At 38.0% G+C, this 19,342-nt stretch carries 16 protein-coding genes; 4 read left to right on the plus strand and 12 right to left on the minus strand.

Annotation, left to right across the window (positions count from 1 at the left end):
• From ABDJ41_RS05325 to ABDJ41_RS05340, 4 genes are all read right to left on the minus strand, one after another.
• Window positions 1-945: an NADP-dependent oxidoreductase gene (locus ABDJ41_RS05325; protein ID WP_349784769.1), complete on the minus strand. Its 945-nt coding sequence runs from the start codon at window positions 943-945 to the stop codon at window positions 1-3.
• Between the two features lie 39 nt (window positions 946-984).
• A complete protein-coding gene (locus ABDJ41_RS05330; RefSeq protein WP_349784770.1) occupies window positions 985-1,191 on the minus strand; it encodes a ParB N-terminal domain-containing protein in 207 nt (68 codons plus the stop codon).
• 113 nt (window positions 1,192-1,304) lie between these two features.
• The gene (locus ABDJ41_RS05335) at window positions 1,305-2,027 is read right to left on the minus strand and encodes a sterol desaturase family protein (protein WP_349784771.1); all 723 of its coding nucleotides are present in this window, start codon (window positions 2,025-2,027) and stop codon (window positions 1,305-1,307) included.
• 12 nt (window positions 2,028-2,039) lie between these two features.
• Window positions 2,040-2,492: an META domain-containing protein gene (locus tag ABDJ41_RS05340; RefSeq protein ID WP_349784772.1), complete on the minus strand. Its 453-nt coding sequence runs from the start codon at window positions 2,490-2,492 to the stop codon at window positions 2,040-2,042.
• Window positions 2,493-2,651: 159 nt separating this feature from the next.
• Between ABDJ41_RS05340 and ABDJ41_RS05345 the strand changes: the two genes are divergently transcribed.
• The gene (locus ABDJ41_RS05345) at window positions 2,652-3,671 is read left to right on the plus strand and encodes a LacI family DNA-binding transcriptional regulator (RefSeq protein ID WP_349784774.1); all 1,020 of its coding nucleotides are present in this window, start codon (window positions 2,652-2,654) and stop codon (window positions 3,669-3,671) included.
• Here the strand turns inward: ABDJ41_RS05345 and nagA are convergent.
• Genes nagA through ABDJ41_RS05360 form a run of 3 tightly spaced genes read right to left on the minus strand, consistent with a single transcriptional unit; the run spans window position 3,668 to window position 7,461 of the window.
• Window positions 3,668-4,858, minus strand: a complete 1,191-nt coding sequence (gene nagA / locus ABDJ41_RS05350; protein ID WP_349784775.1) for an N-acetylglucosamine-6-phosphate deacetylase — start codon at window positions 4,856-4,858, stop codon at window positions 3,668-3,670. The two genes, ABDJ41_RS05345 and nagA, sit on opposite strands and share 4 nt — an antisense overlap.
• Before the next feature lie 7 nt (window positions 4,859-4,865).
• Complete coding sequence (locus tag ABDJ41_RS05355; RefSeq protein WP_349784776.1) at window positions 4,866-6,083, minus strand: Gfo/Idh/MocA family protein; 1,218 nt, start codon at window positions 6,081-6,083, stop codon at window positions 4,866-4,868.
• A gap of 37 nt (window positions 6,084-6,120) precedes the next feature.
• On the minus strand, window positions 6,121-7,461 hold the full coding sequence (locus ABDJ41_RS05360; RefSeq protein ID WP_349784778.1) for a sugar MFS transporter: 1,341 nt from the start codon (window positions 7,459-7,461) through the stop codon (window positions 6,121-6,123).
• A gap of 186 nt (window positions 7,462-7,647) precedes the next feature.
• Between ABDJ41_RS05360 and ABDJ41_RS05365 the strand changes: the two genes are divergently transcribed.
• Together ABDJ41_RS05365 and ABDJ41_RS05370 are read left to right on the plus strand one after the other, a co-directional pair.
• The gene (locus ABDJ41_RS05365) at window positions 7,648-9,072 is read left to right on the plus strand and encodes a Gfo/Idh/MocA family protein (protein WP_349784779.1); all 1,425 of its coding nucleotides are present in this window, start codon (window positions 7,648-7,650) and stop codon (window positions 9,070-9,072) included.
• Between the two features lie 117 nt (window positions 9,073-9,189).
• Window positions 9,190-9,927: a glucosamine-6-phosphate deaminase gene (locus ABDJ41_RS05370; protein WP_349784780.1), complete on the plus strand. Its 738-nt coding sequence runs from the start codon at window positions 9,190-9,192 to the stop codon at window positions 9,925-9,927.
• Between the two features lie 47 nt (window positions 9,928-9,974).
• Here ABDJ41_RS05370 and ABDJ41_RS05375 read toward each other — a convergent pair whose 3' ends face one another.
• Genes ABDJ41_RS05375 through ABDJ41_RS05385 form a run of 3 tightly spaced genes read right to left on the minus strand, consistent with a single transcriptional unit; the run spans window position 9,975 to window position 16,790 of the window.
• A complete protein-coding gene (locus tag ABDJ41_RS05375; RefSeq protein ID WP_349784781.1) occupies window positions 9,975-11,771 on the minus strand; it encodes a pectate lyase family protein in 1,797 nt (598 codons plus the stop codon).
• Window positions 11,761-13,530 carry a RagB/SusD family nutrient uptake outer membrane protein gene (locus ABDJ41_RS05380; RefSeq protein WP_349784782.1) on the minus strand — a complete coding sequence of 590 codons (1,770 nt, stop codon included), beginning with the start codon at window positions 13,528-13,530 and terminating at the stop codon, window positions 11,761-11,763. Before ABDJ41_RS05380 ends, ABDJ41_RS05375 begins: the two co-directional genes overlap by 11 nt.
• Window positions 13,531-13,547: 17 nt before the next feature.
• Window positions 13,548-16,790, minus strand: coding sequence for a SusC/RagA family TonB-linked outer membrane protein (locus ABDJ41_RS05385; protein ID WP_349784783.1), 3,243 nt, complete (start codon window positions 16,788-16,790; stop codon window positions 13,548-13,550).
• 173 nt (window positions 16,791-16,963) lie between these two features.
• On the opposite strand from ABDJ41_RS05385, the gene ABDJ41_RS05390 reads away from it, so the two are divergent.
• Window positions 16,964-17,779 (plus strand): rhamnogalacturonan acetylesterase, encoded by an 816-nt coding sequence (locus ABDJ41_RS05390; protein WP_349784784.1) that lies wholly within the window; start codon window positions 16,964-16,966, stop codon window positions 17,777-17,779.
• A 17-nt stretch (window positions 17,780-17,796) separates the two neighbouring features.
• Here ABDJ41_RS05390 and ABDJ41_RS05395 read toward each other — a convergent pair whose 3' ends face one another.
• Window positions 17,797-18,237 carry an SRPBCC family protein gene (locus ABDJ41_RS05395; protein ID WP_349784785.1) on the minus strand — a complete coding sequence of 147 codons (441 nt, stop codon included), beginning with the start codon at window positions 18,235-18,237 and terminating at the stop codon, window positions 17,797-17,799.
• A 132-nt stretch (window positions 18,238-18,369) separates the two neighbouring features.
• The gene (locus tag ABDJ41_RS05400; protein WP_349784786.1) at window positions 18,370-19,278 is read right to left on the minus strand and encodes an NAD(P)/FAD-dependent oxidoreductase; all 909 of its coding nucleotides are present in this window, start codon (window positions 19,276-19,278) and stop codon (window positions 18,370-18,372) included.
• Window positions 19,279-19,342: the final 64 nt, after the last annotated feature.

The following is a 19,342-nucleotide window of genomic DNA, read 5'->3' on the forward strand; positions in this document are numbered from 1 at the left end:
TTATAAACGATCAGAAGATACTTGTATTATAATTTTCCCGCTGACTCCATGAGTTTCCATCACTTGATGTGCCTGGACAATTTCATTCAGCGGGAAAGTCTGATCTACCTTTACATCTAGCTTTCCTTCCTCAAATAAGGTTGCAAATAATTGCAGTTCTTTCTGATCAGGTTGCATCATAGACCAAATCAACTCTACATTTCTTTCTTTGGCTAATTCTAAGGCCTTAGGATCATTTTTTGTTGAAGACGGTAAACAAATCACTTTACCTCCTGGCTTAACGCAAGCTATAGAACGGTAAAGAATTTCTCCTCCCATTGTATCCATCACAGCATCAAGGTCCGTAGCTATTTCCTCAAATTTTTCAGATCTATAATTTATTGGATGATCTACACCTAGTTCTGTTAAGAAATCAATGTTCTTATCTGAAGCGGTTCCATATATATATGCACCATTAAGTTTAGCAAACTGAACTGCCAGATGACCAACACCTCCTGCAGCAGATTGTATTAAAATACGTTGTCCTTCTGATATTTTTAAATGCTCATTAATCGCCTGATAAGCAGTTAATCCGGCTAAAGAGACTCCTGCAGCCTTATTAAAAGAAATATGATCTGGCTTTTTTGCGATCAATTGAGGACTGGCAGCAACATATTCTGCATAAGTATTTGCAATACATCCAAAAACGGCATCTCCAGACTTAAAGTTTTTCACATTCTTACCCGTTTGCTCAATTATACCACTAACATCCTTTCCTAAAATGGCGGGTAACTTAAGATCTTTACACGATATGTGTGTCCCCATTCTGATTTTTGTATCAACTGGATTAACTGCAGCACAAACTACCTTTATTAAGACCTGATCATCGTTGATAATGGGTTTTGCTGTTTCAGTAAATTGTAAGGTTTCGGGTTCGCCAAATTGCTGTATCAGGATTGCTTTCATTATTAGCTTTATTGAGAACAGCGAATCTAAAGCTTATTTTTAATATTCGTGTGCATTAATTAATAAACCTATCTGTTCAGCTAATTGAAGAGATATCCGCTCGGCTACCCATGAAATGCCAGCTGCACTAATGTCAATCCATAAACTAGCTATCCGCTTTGCTCCATCTAATATACTATAGCTGCCATCATCCAGGGGAACTACGGTTAATTTTTTTCCAGAGATTATAATTTCGTACGGTTCCATGAGCATCAATAATTAAATTAAACACTTAAGTAACAGAAGTTACGAAATTTTGTTTACAAAACCGTCATTTTAAAGCATAAAAGAAAGGAAAACATCTATTGGATATTTTTAAATTATACATTTTCTGAATCAGCAGGACGATAAGTTCCAAAAATCTTATCCCATATGACGGTGTAAAATCCATAATTATAATGAGGATGCTTATGGTGATCATTATGAAATCTGGTGGTCCCTAAAAGACCTGGTTTCAATCCTGCGAAGTGCTTTGGTAGAATTTCTTTGTCTAAATGGCCAATTGTACCCCAGAGTAGATTAATAAACAGATATAGTGATATAGCCAGATAAGAGAAAGGATATACGAAAATCACCAATATGATTAAAAAACCAAAACCCAGGGCTTCTATAGGGTGTAGTACAAAGAGACTGATTACGTTGGTAGACTCATGTTTATGATGTATTAAATGAACTAGCCTGTAGAAAAATGAAAAATGTGCAATTCTGTGAAAAATGTACATTAACAAATCCATGATAAAAACAAGGAAAATGACTTCTAATCCTACTAAAAAGATATTTGTATGCTCAATGACAAGTACAATGTCCTTTTGCCAAAGCATAAAACCAATAATAAATATCAAAGCATTACATCCAATAACCAATATAGAGAGCATAATATCTTCCTTGGTCAGCGTTTGCGGACGGTTTTGTAGGTTTTGAGATTTACTTATTTTGCTAAAAAAAGAGAAGAGAGTGACTGATAATAGGAACAGGATCACATTAATTCCTAAAGCAAGTAGCAGTAATTCATTAAATGTAATCTGTTTAAATATTTCAATCACTCTCTTTCAGGACTATTTTACAGCTTTAAAACGTGCTAATGGTGCCATTCTGGCTTTGTTTAAAGATAGATTATCGCCACTTAGGCTATAGTTATCGGCAGTAACAAGTGCTTTGTTCAGGCCATTTTCAATCTCCATATTTTGGCAAGCCATCATAGTAGACATACCTTGAGAGAATTTTATTCTTCCATGTTCAAGCAGAGTAAAAGTACCACCTAATCCATTACATCCACCGGATGCTGAATAACGGTTATCACTTTTCTGAAGTAAAATGAATGGTTCTTTGCCATTTATTTTATCTGCTACAGGCTTACCTGCAAGCTCAACTAACTTCCATTTACGGTCTGTAATTACATTACTTTTCATGTTGTTGTCAGTTTGTGAGCTGGAAGATTTTTTAAAAACACTACATGATGCAAGAGATAAAAAGCAGAGCATGAGCGTAGGATATTTTAATGATTTCATAGAGGAAAGAGTTATGTTTTTAATAAATATATTCAAATTACGGCAAATTTTGACACATTTTTATATTTACTTACATCTCCTTCCCTCCTCTTACTTTTGTTTTTTTTACTACCTTAGGGATATAATAGGAACCAAGTATTATTTCCCCTTTACATTTTTATGGCCCGTCATTACGTTACAATAAAAGATATTGCAAGAATTTTAAATATTTCTGTTTCTACTGTTTCAAGGGCATTAAGGGATACCTATGATGTAAATCAGGAAACAAAGGAAAAAGTATTAGCGCTTGCAGCTGAATTGAATTACAAGCCAAATTTTAATGCTACAGGATTAGCAAAAGGGAGTACCCATAACTTAGGAGTTATTTTACCTTTTATAACCAATTACTATTTTTCAACCGTAATCACTGGTATTCAGGAAGTAGCTTATAACAATGGTTATAATATCATCTTGTTTGTAACCAATGACTCTCCTGAAAGAGAACTTGCCATTATAGAGAATCTCTCTGTATCAAGCCTTGATGGTTTATTGGTTTCCATTTCTTCTGATGCGGACTCTTGCAGCCATTTTCAGGAAATTGTTGATGAAGGTATACCTGTTGTATTCTTTGATCGGGTAGCTAATGAAATTGAAACCTCAAAAGTAATGCAGGATGATTACAACGGGGCGTTTGAAGCTGTAGAACATCTGATAGGAAATGGATATAAACGAATCGCACATATAGCAGGCCCTAAAGGGCTCAGCTTTACTGAAGCCAGATTAAAGGGATATTTAGATGCCTTAGAAAAGCATAATATCCAGCCGAATGAGGACTGGGTTATCTACTCAGGATTTTCGCAGGAACATGGCGAAAGCGATACTCTTCAACTCATGGAGATGAAAAATAAGCCTGATGCAATATTTGCCGTTAATGATAGAAAAGCCATTGGTGCTATGATTACATTAAAAAACAAAGGTGTAAAGGTCGGAGAAGATTTTGGTGTAATTGGTTTTACAAATGACCCAATGTCGACCATAATCTCCCCTTCTTTATCGACTATTGCTGAGCCCGCTTTCGAGATTGGCAAATTAAGCTGTGAACTTCTGATCAGACACATTACTAAAAAGCACTTCCATGCCGAAGAAATTGTACTGCCAGGAAAACTAATCATTCGGGAATCCAGCTGCAGAAAAAGCTAAATTCTACTATAAATAACGTTTCCGCCTACTATTGTATGCTGAATGTTTATATCCTGATCAAATACAAGTACATCTGCATCTTTACCCAAGGTTAGTGTCCCTTTTCTATCATCTATCCCCATAATTCGTGCAGGTGTTTTACTGATCATTCTTACGGCTTCTTCCAAAGAAACTCCGGCCATATTAATCATGTTCCTCACCAGCCTGTCTGTAGTAGCAACACTTCCGGCAAAAGAACTTCTGTCTGGTAATTTAGCTACTCCATCTTCAATAATTACTTTTAAGCCATTCTTTAAGCTACCTAGTATGCTATCGCCTTCTGGCATACCAGCACCGCGCATTGCATCTGTAATGAGTGCTGTTCTGCTTGCTCCCTTTATTTTATAAATCAGTTTTAATAATGGAGCTGGTAAATGAACACCATCAGCTATAATTTCCACATCCATTTCATCAATTAGGTATCCGCTTTCAATTACTCCGGCAAAGCGGAAGCAGTCGCGACGACTTACACCAGACATACTTGAATAGAAATGCGTAGCTAGAGTATAACCATTTTCAAAAGCTTCAAGCACTTCTTCATAAATGGCATCAGTATGGGCAATTGCGGCTAATACTCCTTTGGATTTTAAATATTTACCAAATTCAATAGCTCCTATTAATTCCGGAGCAGCACTCCATCTTCTGATCACATTGGTCGATGCAAGTATTTCTTTATACTCTACAGGATCAGGATCACGAATATAGCGTGGGTCTTGTGCTCCTCTTTGACTTAATGCAAAATAAGGACCTTCCAGATGCATGCCTATAAACTGTGCACCTTTTACATTCAGCTTATCCGCCTGCTTATAAATGCTTAAGGTTTTCAACAGGTCTTCTTTCTCGCTGGTCAGCGTTGTAGGGCACATAGCGGTGGTTCCATATCTGGCATGTGTTTCAGCAATACCTAGAAATGCTTCAACAGTATTGTCCATAAAGTCGTGCCCGCCACCACCATGGATGTGCAGGTCTATAAAACCCGGAGAGATATAATTTCCTTTCGCATCTATTTCATCAGCATCTGAAAAATCCAGATTTCCCTCCTGAAGAGCTATAATTTTTCCATCTTCAATTAATATTGTTCCTTGCTTAATGGTTTTGTATGGAGTAATGAGTTGTCCGTTATATATTTTTAGCCTTTGGCGCGTCATAATTGAATTAAATTGAATATTCTGGTTTCCAGATTTGTATAGTTTCTGTTTCTGCAGCTGTGTTCCCCATATGGATAGCAATAGAGGAATCTTTTGCTGTAGTTACGTTCGATACAGGTTTATTTTTTGTCAAAATACAATTTATAAAATCTTTTAATGCAGAAACGGTTGGTTCTAAAGATTTTTCGCCCGGTTTTTCAAAGATCAGTTCATTGCCATTACCTTGTGTAGTTACTGCAATAGTAGCTCCTGTTACCCCGTCTACTGTACCTTTTTTATTGTTTAGTGATTCCGGATAGATAAAAGCTTTATCCCGCTGTATTTCCATTGTAGCCTTATCACCTAAAATACGAATTCCATATCCATTGTAAGCATTGGAGAGTACAGATGTAACACTTACTTTGATGTCATTAGGATACTCATAGACAGCCCTGATGTTGTCATAAGTATCTCTGCCATCTTTCCAGTAATTTACACCTCCCATTGCATTCACTTTTAAAGGATGGCTGTCGGTCAGATAATGTACTGCATCAATTGCATGTGCACAAAGTTCAGATAAAGGACCTCCACAGTATTCCTTATACATTCTCCAGTTAACAGCTCTTTCCATTTTAGGATCGCTCACTGGAAAACGCCAATTAGAATTTCGGTTGTACTGACATTCAAAGTGTGTAATTTTTCCAAGCCAGTTCTGGTTTATTACCTCTTTCACTCTATGGTATAAGCCATAATAGCGATACTGGTAGCCTACCTGAAACACCAGATTTGATTGAAGCACCTTTTTCTCCAGATCAATTGCCTCCGCAATGTCATATGTCATGGATTTCTCCAGGTAAATATGCTTCCCAGCAGCCAGGGCATCTACAGCCATTGGATAATGTAAATAGAGCGGAGTGGCAATAATTACGGCATCAATATTTTGATCTTCCAATAGTTTACGATAGTCTGAATATGCTTTAGCCCCAATCGCATATTTCATCCCATTTTTAAGGTGTTCAGAAATTGGATCACAACAAGCTGTAACCTTCATCTCAGGCAACTTGCTGATCAGCTTTATTAATCCGGTTCCTCTTGATCCTGTGCCAATCATCCCCACTCTGATTACATCATTTTTAAAATTACCATTTGCCAATGCCGGCAATCCGGTGTAACTTAAAGCAAATCCTGATAAGGCAAGGGCATTTCTCGTTATAAATTGTCTTCTTGAAAGTTCTTCGGGTTTCATATTGTATTGATTTTAGAAAATCATCAATAGGTTAAATTTAACTAATAACTTTATTTGGCGACCAGTTTCTGATCTTGTATCCCTTAAATGCATAAAACACCAGATATAAATAACATGGGAATAATACCCAATAGGCTGTCCTGAGGTCATATACATCAGCAAAATAACCATAAAAAAGAGGCATGATGGCATTTCCGCAAAGTCCCATGATCATAATCGATGCACCTAATTTAGTATACCTGCCCAGGCCATCTAATGCAAGTGGCCATATTCCGGCCCATACCAATGAATTTGCCAGTCCAAGTAACACCACAAACCAAATAGAAATATCGGCTGTATGCCCAAGAATACTCACGGAACCATGTCCAAAAACAATGAGCAAGGTAAATATTGTACCTAATAAGGTGCAGATGCGTAGCATACTTACCTGACTAATAAATTTTGGAATCAGAAGAATACCAATTATATAGCCGCAAATGGTCGCAAATAAAGTATAAGAAGGAAAAATTTTAGCCTCCAGCAAATGGATATTCATAGAACCGGCGTAGCCAATAATAGTGTCAATGGCGATAACCTGTGTACCTACGTGCAGAAATATAGCTATTGCACCGAGTATAAGGTGTGGAAACTGAAAAATACTGCTTTTATCAGAATTTGCAGCAGCCAAATCTTCACTTTCATGTTCTGTATCTATCTCGGGAAGTGGTGAATAGCGAACCATCAGGCCAAGACCAATGAGTACGGACCCAACACAAGCATAGGGCACAATTACCCTACGGATCAATTCATCAAGAGCAGCATTTTTTTCGGCCACATTCATCATTGGCAGCTGTTTGAAAAGATCGCCATCTGTAGCTTTTAAGATAACAGCGGCAAACAGTAATGGTGCCAGGATGCCTGCTCCTTTATTGCAGATACCCATGATACTGATACGTTGGGCTGCCCTTTCCTTAGCTCCGAGAACTGTAATGTATGGATTGGCTGCGGTTTGCAATATGGCCAGACCTGCCCCCAAAGTAAATAGCCCCAATAAAAAAATCTCGTATGTACGTGTCATCGCTGCAGGAACAAATATAAAGGCCCCCACAGCCATGGTCCAGAAACCAATCATCATTCCCTTTTTAAAACCAACAGACTTTAATAAATAAGACGATGGTACTGACATGACAAAATAAGAGATATAAAAAGCAAAGGCTACCAGGTAAGATTCAAAATTTGTTAATTCACATGCTATCTTGAAATAAGGAATTAGAATTGCATTTATCCAGGAAACAAATCCGAATATAAAAAACAATAAGCCTATAATAAGAATAGAAATCAAGGTGTCCCGTTTACTGAGCGAGCTTACCGATACAGAATGGTTTAGAGGTTTGGTCATGGTTAATAATGCTATGATCTAAAAACGAAACTAAGGATATCAAGACAGAATAAACCACTATAGAACAGATAAATGAGCGGCAACGCTACCGATAACGTTCTCGCTATTTTATTCGGTTTTATAGTCCCTTTCTTAAAAGTCATTTAATAGATTTGGTAAAACTAATCACCATTTTAACCAAAATTAATGAAGAACAACAGAAGAGATTTTTTAAAACTTGGCGGCCTGGCTGGTCTTGGCATGGCTTCTTCGGGTATTTTATCGGCTTATGCTTCCGCTGAGACTTCAAAGCAGGATGAAATTCTTAAACTGGCAAAATACGTACATAAGCAGGAATTTAACATGAGTGGTTATGCAGCTCCAAAACTTGACACCGTTCGTGTCGGTTTTATTGGGTTGGGTAACCGTGGGACTGCAGCAGTAAAGCGTATGTCAAGAATTGCAAATACCAGTATCAATGCATTATGTGATATACGTCCTGAAAGAACTGCTATCTCTGTTAAGAACTTAATTAAAACAGCACATAAACCGGTTATATATACAGACAAAGAAGAAGCCTGGAAAAAACTCTGTGAAAGGGACGATATTGATCTTATTTATATCGCTACTCAATGGGAGTTACATACACCAATGGCTTTGTACGCTATGAACCATGGCAAGCATGTTTGTGTGGAGATTCCTGCAGCTACCAGTCTTGAAGAATGCTGGCAGTTGGTGAAAACTTCTGAGCGTACAAAAAAGCATTGTATGATGCTCGAAAACTGTTGTTATGACTTTTTTGAAATGCTTACGCTTAGTATGGCGAGACAGGGATTTTTTGGCGACATCATTCATTGTGAAGGTGCATATATACATGATATTCTGGAAGGGAATTTTTCAAAAACCAAGAATTATGATTTATGGAGATTGAAAGAGAACATTAAACATAAAGGAAATTTATATCCTACACATGGGCTTGGTCCGATTTGTCAGGTTATGAACATCAATCGAGGAGATCAAATGAACTATCTTGTGTCTGTTTCGTCGAACGATTTTATGATGAACAATATGGCTAAGGAATTGGCAGCTAAGGATTCATTTTACAAACCTTTTGTTGACAAAAACTACAGAGGTAACATGAATACCAGCACCATAAAGACACACATGGGGCGAACAATAATGCTTCAACATGATGTTACATCACCAAGACCATATTCACGACTGCACCTGATCAGTGGAACTAAAGGCACAGCACAGAAGTATCCTTTACCAGCACGTATTTCAACTGATCATAAAGGCTGGCTATCTGAAATAGAATTTAAAGCTATCGAAGAAAAATACACCCCTAACCTGGTTAAAAAGATTGGAGAAATGGCTAAAGCTGTGGGTGGACATGGAGGTATGGATTTTCTGATGGATTGGCGTACGATAGATTGTCTGAGAAACGGATTGCCATTTGACCAGGATGTTTATGATGCAGCACTCTGGAGCTCTATACTTCCGTTGAGTGAGTGGTCTGTAAATAACCGTTCGAACTCTATTGATATTCCTGATTTTACCGGAGGGTCCTGGAAGAAAAATTTACCAGTTGACATCTCTCTTTCAAAAGGCGGTACAACGGGAGTTATTTAAAGACAAGTTAGGAATAGATGGTAAGCTGCCTTTGCTGGCAAGGGAATTCTATTGCCCTTAAATCCAAAAAAACTAAATAAAAAAATATATAATCATTGAAAACACCAATACTATAAAATGGAAACAAGCGTAACAAACAGCCCTGAAGAACTGGGTATTGCAGCAGGAAAAGCTGCAGCAAATCTGATCAGGGAAACTATTGCCAAAAATGGCATAGCAAACATCATTCTTGCAACAGGAGCAAGCCAGTTTGAGACATTAAACCAGCTCATCAAAGAAGATATTGATTGGAGTAAAGTTGCGATGTTCCACCTGGATGAATACATTGGTTTGCCGGAGTCCTCTCCTGCCAGCTTCAGAAAATATCTTAAAGAGCGTTTCCTTGAAAAAGTGGCTCCTTTAAGAGCTGTATATCTGGTAAACGGAGAAACTAATCCGGAAGAAGAATGTAATCGTCTGGCCGAGATCATCCAGCAAAACCCTATTGATGTTGCACTTGTAGGTATTGGCGAGAATGGTCACCTTGCATTTAATGATCCTCCTGCAGATTTTGATACTCATATACCTTACCTGGTGGTTAATCTGGACGAGCAATGTCGTAAGCAGCAATTTGGTGAAGGTTGGTTTAAAAGCATTGATGATGTTCCTACTCAAGCCATCAGTATGTCGGTACAACAGATTTTAAAATCTAAACACATCATATGTTCAGTTCCTGATCGCAGAAAAGCTCAGGCAGTGAAGGATAGTTTAGAACAACCGGTTAGTAATAAATATCCTTCAAGTATTTTACAATTACATCCTGATTGCAGATTTTATTTCGATAAGGCTTCTGCGGAACTGCTTTCTGCAGTATAAGATAAAGGTTCTTAGTTATTGGCTTTAAAAACCAATAACTAAGAACCTTATTTATTGTCAATACTTACTGTATTGCTGTACACTACCTTTCCTGTATCATCAAGACGTTTACTTCCGATTTTATAATATACCAGCTGATGTGGTGCAGCAATATCTTTTATCAGGTAACTGGTTGTATTGATTGAGGTAGTTATTTTAGAAATTCTGGTAAATGTAATACCATCAGTCGATCTGTATAATCCTAAACTGAACTGATCCTTTGCCCAATCTATATTAAAACTAATATTGATGGTATTTCTCCCCTCTTTCTGAGCATTAATTCTCAGAAATGAAACCTGCTGATCTGGTGAAGGTATTCCATTCAGGTACTTTTCTAACATGGTATATCCATCGGTATCATAAGTGTTTCTATCAACTCCTGTTGAATCTGTTGCAGAGGCCAGAATCATCTTTTCCCACCAATCGGGTAATCCATCATTATCTGTGTCGACCGCATAAGTTGTGCTTTGCAAATCTGGCCAACCTCCAACTGTATGTTGACTATCAATAATTCCAGAAGGATTTCCCACACCGCTAGCGCTATAGCTCCCTCCATAAGTTGCTGTACCAGTACGCGTTTCTTTAATAATTCTTCTATCAACAGTATCTCTGCGAGGTAAGATAGCACCAGCATTATTCATTACCGAGTAAAAAGCATTTTCTGCAGTTTGTGTTGCGACGGGTGCATAAGGAAATGGTGTAGTGGACTTTCCTGCGGCTTTCAATGCTGCAGCTTTGTAATAACCATCCAACTGTACACCTTTTGTCCAATTATCCGCTGTCACGTCAGGATAGCCATGTACAAAGTTTCCATTCACATAGAACTTTCCTCCAGATATGGTATCCCCTCTTAATGTTGTACTATAGCTGGAATACAACAAAATCCTGTTCTTCCGATTAGAAGGAGAACTTGCGGTAGCACCTGTAGTTGCCGGACCTGCTTTATGATAATTGTTTACCATGTTATAATGCCCCCCAGCCCCGCCATAAGCTGAACCAACCCAATTATAAACAACATTGTTCCTAAAGTCTCCATATTCCAATTCCGGTTGCATAGTTGCAGTACTTCCTGAAAAACGAGGATTTCTATTAGAATTGCTTGCCAATAGGTTATGGTGAAAAGAAACATTCTGACCACCCCATATTCCTCCATAGCCATGAGGCGTACCTTTAGTATGCAATGAGCGATAAAGACTTTCACTCAGTATGCTCCATTGCAGTGTAAAGTTAGAAATGGCATAGAATGACCCCACTTCATCGGTAGACCAGCTCAGTGAGCAATGGTCTACAATAATGTTACTAAAAGGCTGAGTAATCGGAGTTCCATATGCGTTATACATAGCATCTACAACCTTAGAAGAATCGCCTGTCCTGGTGATCAGATCACCTGGTCTGGAACGGATATGTCTGATAATGATATTATTTGCTCTTATGGACAAACCATAGTTCTTTAAGCAAATACCATCGCCAGGAGCAGTTTGTCCGGCGATGGTAATGTTATCCTTTCTTATAGAAATAGTACTTCTTAGGTTAATGGTTCCTGATACTTTAAATATAATAGTTCGATTGGGCTTTGATACGGCGTCACGTAAACTTCCTGTGAGGCTATCTTTAAGGTTGGTTACGTAATAGATTTCGCCTCCCCGGCCTCCTGTTGCAAAGCGGCCGGCCCCCTCTGCTCCAGGGAAAGCCAGCTGCGGCAAATTTTTATTATTTCTAGTTTCCTTAGTTTGCGCCTGAAGTTTTCCTGTTATTACAAAAAAAAACAGGAAAACCCCAAAAAAGCACTTTAACTTAATAATCATAATCTTGTTTTAACTTAGGATTTGATTCAACTACAGACTGAGGCAAAGGCAACAGTTCGCTGTGGTTAGGTCTAAAATATTGTGCAAAATTGGTAACCCAAGCTGCAGTAATTGAACTTATCCAAGCAACTTTAGTATGGCCTACCGGAGTAGCGGTAGGTGCTGGTGCATATAGTGAATTGCTATAAATCACTTCTGTTGAGGCCGATTTGTAATACATGCTTAGCGGAAGGTTATTATAAGGTGCTACTTTATTCAGCATTTTAGTATAATTAGCTCTGGTTTCAGCAATCTTTGAGGCCAATAGGTTCCAGCGGATCAGATCGTACTTACGAATACCCTCTCCACCAAATTCAAAATACCTTTCATTCACAATGGCATTGAAAAAATCATTTTTGCCTGATGGAGTAATTCCAATAGCAGCTTCATTACCTTTAAAACCACGCTTCCTTACTTCTTCAAAAGCCGATATGGCATCAACAGTAGCTCCGCTATTTAGTTCATTTTCTGCTTCAGCAAACATCAGCAGTACATCTGAAAATCTTAGGATTGGCCAGTTGATTCCGGTTTGCTGACTGGCAGAAGTTGGTGCCGGATTCCACCAATCGGCCCTGTATTTTCCACTCACCATATTTACCAGGGTTTGTACTGCCTTGGTTTTATCGGCGTTATTATAATATGGTGCCAGAGTGACATCTCTCCTGGTATCTAAAGGATTAAAGGAATAAAAGTAAAGCGGAACAGCTCTTACAGAACTATTACCCAACTGTGCAGTACCAGAAGAAACATAAAAACGAGGTCCATCATAATAACCTATTCTTCCACTAATGTCTTTTCCTAAAGCAACTTCAAACATCACTTCACCATTAGGTTCAATTTTAAAAGCATCGATATTATTTCTGAATATATCTTCAAATGACGGGTTTAGTTTATGTTTATCACGACGTGCCATAATTTCAGCACATTCATCCCGGGCAATTTTATAGAAATTCAGGTAATCTGCTTTGCGTTCCATTTGCTTGGAGGCACTTCTGAGCGAGTATCCACCTCTATAAAGCGCCATTCTTGCTCTTAAGCCTTTAACGGCACCTTTGGTAATCCTTTCATCTAAGGCTACTCCAGGTTCATTACGCCATGGAACCAGTTCTGATGCCAATTTAAGATCCTCTATCAACTTATCATAAATCAGATCACGGTCGGTTTTTGGGGCAAAAAGATCTTCCTGATCAATTGCAGGTTTAAATAAAGCGGGAACATCTCCCCAGTTTCTAATTAGCTCCAGGTAAAACTGAGCACGTAAAGTTAGTGCTTCTCCATATAGACGCCTTAACTGTTGTTTTTCTGATTCAGTACCATTGTTGTACATTGCCATTGCAGGAATGTTCTTGATGCAAATATTTGCTCTTTCTATCCCTGAATATAATTGGTTAAAAGGTAAGGTAAGCTGTCCATTGGTAGGTTGCAGATTGTATCTGGATAAATCACGAGAATTATTATCAGGAGCCGAAGCATTGGTAACTCCAATAAATTCGTCAGTATCGTAAGGGTACATCATACTCAGTCGACTACCATAACCATTATCCCCTGTTAATTGTTCATAAACCCCCATTAGTGCACTGGTTGTATTGGCCACATTGCTAAACACAAATTGTTCATCAAAAGCAGATTGTGGTGATACATCGAGGTATTTCTTACATGAATTGAGACCAATCATACTGATGATTACGATGACTATTGGGAAAAATACTTTTACTTTCATCTTTGTTGCTTTTATGGTTAAAGGGAAAGGTTGATACCAAAAATATATGTGCGGCTACGTGGGTAAGCAGAAAAATCTACTCCAGGCGTTACCGGGTTTAAGCTCCTTACATTCACTTCGGGATCAAAGCCAGAATATCCTGTAATTACAGCTACATTATTAGCAGTAGCATATACTCTTAACTTATTAATTTTGGCCTTATTGATCAGTTTTACAGGAAATGTATAACCAAGAGTAATGTTGTTAAGTCTTAAAAAGGATCCATCTTCAATAGCCCATGAAGTCGGATAAAAGGCTCCAGAACCTGTAATTGGTTGCCATATATTGGCATCCTTGTTTAATGCTGCAAGCTGATCAGGTGGAATACCGGTTACTTGAGGGCTACCTCCTACTACCGTAACCTTTTGAACTACATTTCCACTGGCATCAACAGTTTTCCAACGATCTTTCATTACGGCCAGCATATTTGTATTTGGTGTATAACTGTTTGTAAATTCAATTTTGTTGGCATTGTATATATCATTTCCAACGACGAAGTTTACAAACATACTGAGGTCAAAGTTTTTATAGGTGAACTGCTGGTTAAAACCTCCTGTGAATTTAGGTGTGGCATCACCGATAATGCCTTTATCGCTTTCATTGATGATGTTATTTCCATCAAGGTCTTTCAGTTTCATCCAGCCTGGCTGAGGGGGTCCGAGAACGCCAGAGACATCTGCCACACCGGATTTAAGTGTATAGACTTGTGTTGAAGGATCATAATTAAAATCATTCACGCTGTAAAAGCCGTCCGATACAAAACCATACATTGTTCCAACAGGCTTACCCACTTGTACGATATAATCAGATGGCTGACCGGAAACAAAGGTTACGGCCGGGGCTGGTAGATAGCTTGAAGCGGTGGCCAATCTATCAATGTTATTCCTGTTAAAAGCTATGTTAAAATTAGTTGTCCAGGAGAAGTTTTTACGTTGAAAAGGAATAGCATTCAACTGAAACTCGAGACCTTTGTTAGTGGTTTGCCCTACATTCTGCAGCTGAGAAACATAACCTGATGTTGATGGAATACGGACATCTAATAATAAGTCTTTAACCTTATTCCTGTAAGCATCAATATTCAGTTGTAATCTATTATCCCATAGGGCAATATCAACACCAATGTTCTGTGATACAGTAGTCTCCCATTTTAGATTTTTATTAGCAAGGACGTCAGTGCTGTAACCTGGACTTACTGTCTCATTCAAAGCGTATTTGGCATTTGTTAAAAAGGTGGTTAAATATAGAAAATCAAGAATTCTGTTATTTCCTGAAGCACCATAACTGGCACGTAGCTTCAAATCCGAAATAAAGGAAACATCTTTCATAAAGTCCTCTTTTGATATCCTCCATCCAAGGGATCCTGATGGAAAATAACCCCAATTATTACCAGAAGTGAACTTTGTAGAGGCATCAGTTCTAAACGTAAATTTGGCCAGGTATTTATCATTATATGAATAATTTAAGCCAGAAAAATAGGAAAGCAGGCGGCTTTCAGTTATGAGGTTATTTGGAAATAACGGAGTACTCTGTCCAAGGCCAAGTTGTCCTAACGCCTTCTCTGGAGTAATACCTTTTGGAAATAATCTCAACTGGTCAAGTCTGACCTCATCTTTTGAACTATAAATTTCCTGTCCAAGTAAAGCACTAAAGTTATGTACCCCTTTCCTGAAATTATAAGTAAATACATTGGAGTTGTTTATACTAAAGCGTTTCCTGTTATTTATGTTTACTATAGGTAAGCTGCTTCCGTTATTCCTGGCATTTGAAGTAAAGTAATCATCAAATGCATTGATGGTATTATTGTTAAAATTAACACCGGCAGTAGACCTGAAAGACAGGCCTTTTAGAAGTGTATAATTGATATACCCATTAATATTCAGATTATCAGATGGCCTGCTTCTGTATTGGGCATTGCTGAGTTGAATAGGGTTTAAAACACCTAGTCCGTTACCGGTATTTGTATCATTAAAGTAATCTTCATCAAGTTCATCATCACTTATACCTGTGATGTTTAAAGGCCTGTATTTAATTGTATGCCGCAACAGACTATAAGTTGCAGTGGCTTCAGAGCTGGATACACCTGAGCCATTGATTTTCTGGTTATTATACCTGGTTCCAAAACCAACACGAAGTTTATCATTTGCTCTATGATCAAGTTTTAAATTGAATAGATGTCGATTAAATTTAGAATTAAGCATAATACCTTGTTGTGCATTATTGGTGTAACTAATGTTAAAAGTAGTTGCTTTATTGCCACCATTAATTGCTACAGAATGTGTTTGTGAAACCGCATCTCTGCCAAATGTTTTATCCTGCCAATCTATTGGTGCTATATTTTTGTAGCTATCAATGTTATCAAAAGTACCATACATCTGTTCAAAGGCAGACTCAGTATTTGTTAAACCTCTGGATCTTTCATATTGCCTCAATACAAAATCATATGGACTCATCACTTCGAGTTTATTTTGCAAACGCGCAAGCCCGAGGAAACCGTCGTAGCTTACTCTTGTTTTTGCCTCTTTGCCTCCTTTTGTGGTAATGACCACCACCCCATTTGCTCCTCTGGCTCCGTAAATAGCTGTTTCAGAAGCATCTTTAAGTACCTCTACAGATTCAATATCTGTTGGCGAAATATTTGATAAACCATCCTCAACCTGTACTCCGTCAATTACATATAGTGGTGCATTACTTTGAGTAATAGAGCCTCCACCTCTAATAAGTACCCGTACATCAGCACCTGGCATACCCTCGTTTGCTGTAATCTGAACACCTGCAAGTCTTCCTGCCAGGGCTTCAGCAGCAGAGTTGACTGGTATATCCTTCAATTGCCGTGCGTTAACAGAGGCTACAGCACCTGTGATATCCTTACGTTGCAGTGTTTTGTAGCCAATAGTAACTACTTCGTTAAGCATATAGGCTTCTGGTTGTAATCTTACAATGAGTTCTTTGTCATTTGTAACTTTTACCTCCCTGGCTTTATATCCCAGATACTTAAATACTAATGTAATTTCCCCTTTGCCTGGCACGGTTAGTTTAAATGCACCATTCACATCGGTGCTTGTTGCGGTGGTTAGTCCCTTAACAGCGACGGATACTCCTGGTAATAGTTCATCTTCTTCCAGGCTCATTACTTTACCTGAAATGGCACGGCTTTGCTGCTGTGCAAATGAAATGCTGACAAAATGCAGCAAAACAATAAATACCTGTAAAAATCTTTTCATAATATTCGGTTATAGCTGGTTTAGCACGACAGAGCAATCGCTTATAACAAGATTACATTATTCTGATGAAGATAACATCCATTTGACCCTAAAAATGTATGCAACCGTTACCGATAACGTTATCGAAACCGCTACCGATAATTTAAACAGTTTATTTAACCCCTGATAAACTTATGAAAAGTATATTCGTAATTGAGAACCAAAATAATTCCGATATGAATCAGACCTTAAAAACCTTAGTTGCATCAGTATTTGTGCTATTTCTGTTAATCAGTTTTAAAAGCGGACAAAAAAAGATCACAATATACTCTATTGGAGATTCTACGATGTGCGATTTTTCACCTTCTTATTTATCTCAATTTGGAGGAGAAAATTACCCTATCCGTGGCTGGATGCAAATGATGCCTGAGTTTTTTAATGAGCAGGTTGAAATTCAGAATGCCGCCCGCAGTGGCAGAAGTTCTAAAAGTTTCAGGACAGAAGGACATTGGAAACCAGTTATTGAAAAGATAAAAGCAGGTGATTATGTGTTTATTATGTTTGGTGCTAACGATCAGAAACCCGATACTGCAAGGCATACAGATCCGGAAAGCAGCTATAGAGAGAATCTACTAAATTATATAAATGAAACAAAAGCAAAAGGAGCACATCCTGTTCTGTTTACTTCTTTGGTGCGAAGAAGATTTGACAAAGCTGGAAAACTTGTAGATACCTATGGGGAATATGTAAATGCAGTACGCAAGTTAGGCAAAGAAACTAATGTTCCAGTAATCGACTTAAACCAAAAATCAGCTGACCTGGTAACCAAATATGGCCCTGAAGAATCTAAAAAGCTCTTTCTTTATATTGAGCCGGGCAAATTCAGCAAATTACCAGAAGGCAAAAAAGACGACAGTCATTTGTGCGTATTTGGAGCTACAGAAATAGCACGCCTTGCTGCCCAGGGACTAAAGGAAATCAAATCACCATTGGCTGCGTATCTTAAATAGCAGCCAATGGTGATTCATTAATTCTTTTCAGCCAATTCTTTCACTTTAGCTAAAGCCAGCGGCCAGGTATCTTCCATGTATTGCGCATATTCTTCATTCATATCCATCTCTACCAGCCAAACTGTTTTTCCATCAACTTCCTTTAGGGTATAATTTTCCAAAGCATTTCCCCATTCCTCACCTTCATATGTGGTTAGGTCTTCCACCCCATCTCTCACTTCACCCAGGTGATGAATAGAAAGGAATTTGCCAGGTATGCTCTCAGCTATCTCTGAAACCATACCGCTTCCCTTACCATCCAGAAATAAGGCTTTACTTCCTTTTTTCCAATCGGTTTCTACGGTCGAACCTTCCGCAAAGACTGCGGTCCATTGATTGTAAGTATCTTTACCAATGATGATATCCCAAACTTTCTGAGGACTCGCATTAATCTTAATGCTAAATTCTAATTTCTTCATAATGTCTCAATTATAGTTTATCCTAATTTGGCAACCAAGCCAATATAAAGTTACTCGTTAAGGAGGAAAGAATTACAGTATGAAAACGACATTAAACAGGGGCTATTGCGACATAGCATGGTAAAGTAACAATCAAAATTGAGCTTCGCAGAATTCCTTGTTGATTACCGCTCCTGCAAAATTTCCTGATGCAACAGCATTCGCCACTGAACGCATAGAAGATGAGTTATCGCCACAGGCAAAAACTCCAGATATATTAGTCTGCTGTAATTCATTTATACGAATAAAACCATTATCTGTTAGTTCGCAGCCTAATTTTTCAGGGATATCTGAATGTTGTACAAATGGTACTCTTGCATAAATTGCCTTTAAGCTAGTTTTAGAGCCATTTTTGAACAGAATATTTTCAATATGTCCGTTGTTATGTTCAAAGCTCGCAATTTCGGTTTCAATAACTTTTATACCGTTTTTATCTAAAGATTTTGCTTGTTCGGTTGTAAAGGAGGCTTTTCCGTTTGTAAAAATAGTTAAGTCATTAGTCAGATTACTTACTAAATGTGAATAGTGTATCGCTGCATCACCATCAGCCAGTATTCCTGTTACCTCATTTTTAACTTCATATCCATGACAATAAGGGCAATGTATTACAGAAATACCCCAACATTCGGAAAAACCTTTTATATCCGGCATGAGATCTTTAATCCCAGAAGCAAATATCAATTTTTTAGCATTGAACGATTCTCCAGATTCGGCTTCTATCTGGAAACCGCTTTCTGTTCTTACACCTTTAACCGCACGTCCTTCATAAAATTTCACGGTCTCGTATTTTTCGATCTGTTCTTTAGCTAAGGTTGAAATTTCTTTAGGCGTTTTGCCGTCTTGTGTGAGAAAATTATGTGAATGAGGTGTTTGCTTATTACAAGGTTGTCCAGTATCCATAATTAATACATTTCGTAATGAACGCCCTAGTGTCATACCAGCCGAAAGGCCCGAATAACTTCCCCCGATAATAATTACTTCGAAATTGTTGCTGTCTTTCATTGAGCTATAAATAAAATGAATGATTCCATTAACTATTGTAAAGTTAGAAATCATTCATTTTAAT

The sequence above is a fragment of the Pedobacter sp. ASV1-7 genome (genome assembly GCF_040203335.1).
Classification (GTDB): Bacteria; Bacteroidota; Bacteroidia; order Sphingobacteriales; family Sphingobacteriaceae; genus Pedobacter.